The organism is Tahibacter caeni (assembly GCF_024609805.1).
GTDB lineage: Bacteria > Pseudomonadota > Gammaproteobacteria > Xanthomonadales > Rhodanobacteraceae > Tahibacter > Tahibacter caeni.
The window spans coordinates 1-3,614 of record NZ_JANFVR010000414.1; the positions used below are offsets into that span (position 1 = coordinate 1).

Annotated in this window: 5 protein-coding genes; all 5 read left to right on the forward strand. The window is 70.7% G+C overall.

Annotated features, from left to right (window positions below; all coding sequences use genetic code 11):
- Window positions 1–377 (forward strand): DbpA RNA binding domain-containing protein (locus NON22_RS21780; protein WP_257389102.1); only part of this gene is annotated, 377 nt, incomplete at its 5' end.
- A gap of 105 nt (window positions 378–482) precedes the next feature.
- Window positions 483–950 (forward strand): hypothetical protein, encoded by a 468-nt coding sequence (locus NON22_RS21785; protein ID WP_257389103.1) that lies wholly within the window; start codon window positions 483–485, stop codon window positions 948–950.
- 211 nt (window positions 951–1,161) lie between these two features.
- Window positions 1,162–1,917, forward strand: a complete 756-nt coding sequence (gene kdsB, locus NON22_RS21790; protein ID WP_257389105.1) for a 3-deoxy-manno-octulosonate cytidylyltransferase — start codon at window positions 1,162–1,164, stop codon at window positions 1,915–1,917.
- On the forward strand, window positions 1,914–2,372 hold the full coding sequence (locus NON22_RS21795) for a low molecular weight protein-tyrosine-phosphatase (protein ID WP_257389106.1): 459 nt from the start codon (window positions 1,914–1,916) through the stop codon (window positions 2,370–2,372). Before kdsB ends, NON22_RS21795 begins: the two co-directional genes overlap by 4 nt.
- 207 nt (window positions 2,373–2,579) lie before the next feature.
- Window positions 2,580–3,614 (forward strand): thioredoxin-like domain-containing protein (locus tag NON22_RS21800; RefSeq protein WP_257389108.1); only part of this gene is annotated, 1,035 nt, incomplete at its 3' end.

The following is a 3,614-nucleotide window of genomic DNA, read 5'->3' on the forward strand; positions in this document are numbered from 1 at the left end:
CCGGCCGCAGCGGCCTCGCCCTGACCCTGTGCACGCCGCGCGAACAGGCCCGCGTCGACGCCGTCGCGGAGCGGCTCGGCCGGCCGCTGTCCTGCGAACCGGCCAAGGCCGCGCCGCCGCGTCTCAAGAGCGGCCAGCTCGCGCCGATGCAGACCCTCGTCATCGATGCCGGACGCAAGGACAAGCTGCGCCCGGCCGACATCCTCGGCGCACTGACCGGCACCGCCGGCATTCCGGGCGTCGACGTCGGCAAGATCGCGATCTTCGACACGCGCGCCTACGTCGCCGTCACGCGCGGCATCGCCGAAAAAGCGCTGCAGCGCCTGCGCGAGGGCAAGATCAAGGGTCGCAGCCTGCGCGTGCGCAAGCTGGGCTGACGCACGGACGCGATGACGAGGAATCTTTCCGGGCATCGGCCGGTCCGTTCCCGGCGCGGTCGGATCGGTTCCGCTCGCTGCCAATGCCCGATCAAGGAGAGCGGAATGCGTCGTCAAGGATTCGCACGCTCGGTGAAGACCGCCGTCTTTGTGGTTCTGGCCCTGTCGGCCATGCCGGTTTTCGCCTGCGGCTGCCAGTTCGGGCCGTCGAAGGACGCGCTGGAGAAGTCGTCCCATGCGTTCCTCGCGGACGTGATATCGGCAGCGCCCGACGGCCGCGATGGTGAATGGACGGTGTTTGGAATAACGGATGCGATCGTACGCAAGGGCGGTCCGCTTCCATTTGACCGTGTACGGACGTCGTCCAGTCCGTCGGCCTGCGGAATGAGTCTTCTGGTGCCCGGCAAATACTGGTTCTTTACCGACGAGGGCGGAAATTTCACCGCTTGCGGAGGAGCGGTCGAGGCTTACGACAGTGCCGTGAAGGAACTCACGGAGTCGGTGCTGCCGCAGATCATCGAACAGAAGCGGGCGGAAGCACAGCGAATCAGGGAAGCGCATCCCGCCCGATAGATCGCGACGGGAGCGATCTGGCCCAGGAGGGGCGGCGGTCGCCGACGCAGCGGCGCCGGAGCGACGGAGCATCTTCCGGCACTTCGCCGGCGCGTGCATTCGTCATGTCCTCGTCGGCGATTTTCCGGCCGCCGACTCGCGCCGCTGCCGCCGCGCAGCGCCGGTTTCGCTCGCCTACAATCGGCAGCCCGCTCTTCACGGGTCTTCCGGCATGTCCGATTTCATCGTTGCGATTCCCGCCCGCTACGCCTCCACGCGGCTGCCCGGCAAGCCGCTGAGTCTGATCGCCGGCGAGCCCATGGTCGTGCACGCCGCGCGGCGCGCGTTCGCGGCGGGGGCGCGCGAGGTCGTGGTCGCGACCGACGACGCGCGCATCGCTGCGGCGCTGGCCGGTCAGCCGGTCGCGGTCTGCATGACGCGCGCCGATCACGCGTCGGGCAGCGACCGGCTCGCCGAATGCGCGGAACAGCTGAGCTGGGCCGACGATGCGGTCGTCGTGAATCTGCAGGGCGACGAACCGCTCGCGCCGGCCAGCGGCATCCGCGCGGTGGCCGAGGCGTTGATCGCGAACGATGCGCCGATGGCGACGTTGGCCACGCCGATCACGGACGCCGCGGAGCTGTTCAATCCGAACTGCGTCAAGCTCGTCGCCGCGGGCGAGCTCGCGCTGTATTTCAGCCGCGCGCCGCTGCCCTGGGCGCGCGATGCGTTCGCGGCGAACCGCGACGCGCTGCCGGCCGGCGTGCCGTTCCTGCGCCATATCGGCATCTACGCCTATCGCGCGGGGTTTCTGCGCCGCTACACGCAGCTGCCGCGCACGCCGCTGGAGAGCGCCGAATCGCTGGAGCAGCTGCGCGTGCTCGAACACGGCCACCGCATCGCCGTGCGTCTGGCGCCCGAGCCGTTTCCGGCCGGCGTCGACACGCCCGAAGACCTGGCCCGCGTCAACGCGCTGCTCGCGTCATGAAAATCCTGTTCGTCTGCCTCGGGAACATCTGCCGTTCGCCGGTGCTCGAGGCCGTGCTGCGGACGCAGCTGGAGCGCGCGGGCCTCGACTGGCAGGTCGCCTCCTGCGGCACCGGCGACTGGCACCTGGGGCAGGGCGCCGATCCGCGCAGCTGCGCGTCGGCGCTGCGCCGCGGCTATTCGCTGCAGACGCATCGCGCGCGCCAGCTCGCGGCGGCCGATTTCGTCGAGCACGACTGGCTGCTCGCGGCCGATCGCAGCAATCTGGCCGAGCTGCAGCGGCGCCGGCCGGCGGCGGCGACGGCGCAGCTGTCTCTGGTGCTGCCGTATGTGGGCATCCTGCGGCCGCAGGAAGTACCCGACCCGTACTATGGCGGCGAGGCGGGTTTCGATGCGGTCATCGACCTGGCGGAAGCGTTCGCACAGCGCGTCATAGCAAAAGCGCGCGCGACCTAGCGCCGGCGGGTGGATCGCATCGCGGGCGACGGCAGCGAACGGCGCCGGGGTCGCGACGCGTGATGCAGCGCCCGACGCCGGGGAGTCCGTTCCCGCTATTTCCGCGACCTGCATGGCGGCGAGCGGCGGACCGGGACCTCGTGCCGCGGCTTCAATCCGCCGGCGGATTGCGCATAATCGGTGCGCTACGGCGCAAGGAGCAGGACGATGGCACAGCAGGTCGACAGCTTCGATTTCCCGGCAGAGTTGGACTGGGTGAATACCAGCCAGATTCCGCAGCGCGACTCGCTGCGCGGCCGGGCGACCCTGCTGTATTTCTGGACCTACGACTGCGTCAACTGCATCAACCTGCTGGCCGACGTCGCCTGGCTCGAGAGCCGCTATCACGACGGGCTCTGCGTGATCGGCGTGCACACGCCGCGCTACGACGCGCAGCGCAACGCGGCCGCGGTGCTCAAGGCGGTCAACCGCCACGGCCTGCGCCATCCGGTCGCCAGCGACCCGAATTTCGCGCTGTGGCAGAAACTCGGCGTGCAGGCCTGGCCGAGCGTCGTGCTGCTGGACACCCAGGCGCGGCCGGTCGCGATCTACACGGGCGAAGGCCGGCGCCAGGAGATCGACGCGCGCATCAAGGCCCTGCTCGACGAGGCCATCGCCGGCGACACGCGCGTCTACGAGAACTGGCCGCCGGTCGCGCGGCCCGAGCCGCATCGGCCGCTCGCGTTCCCGGCCCGCGTGATCGCGACGGACCGCCACCTGTACATCGCCGACACGGCCCATCACCGCGTGCTCGAAACCACCCACGACGGCAGCGTGCTGCGCCAGTTCGGCTCGGGCAATGCGGGCTACTGGGACGGCCGGCTGGCCGACTGCGGGCTGTCCTCGCCGCAGGGCCTCGCGCTCGGCAAGGACTGTCTCTACGTCGCCGACACCGGCAACCATGCGATACGCCGCGTGCGCCTGCTCGCCGGCGACGTGGACACGATCGTCGGCACGGGCAAGGTCGGCCGCGACCGGCCGCAGCAGCATCCGGAGCCGGCGGCCGTCGGCCTCTGCGCGCCGGTCGACGTGGCCGTGCACAACGAGCATCTGTATGTCTCGCTGGCCGGCCAGCACCAGATCTGGGACCTGGACCTGACCCGCGGCACCGTCGACGTCCTGGCCGGCTCGGGCCGCTTCGGCCTGGCCGACGGCGCCGGCGGCTACGCGAGCTTCGCCCAGCCGGCCGGCCTCGCCGCGCTG

What these genes read in the sequence shown, in the direction of transcription:
- kdsB (WP_257389105.1), top strand. Translation starts at nt 1,162, where the DNA reads ATGTCCGATTTCATCGTTGCGATTCCCGCCCGCTACGCCTCCACGCGG.
- NON22_RS21785 (WP_257389103.1), top strand. Translation starts at nt 483, where the DNA reads ATGCGTCGTCAAGGATTCGCACGCTCGGTGAAGACCGCCGTCTTTGTG.
- NON22_RS21795 (WP_257389106.1), top strand. Translation starts at nt 1,914, where the DNA reads ATGAAAATCCTGTTCGTCTGCCTCGGGAACATCTGCCGTTCGCCGGTG.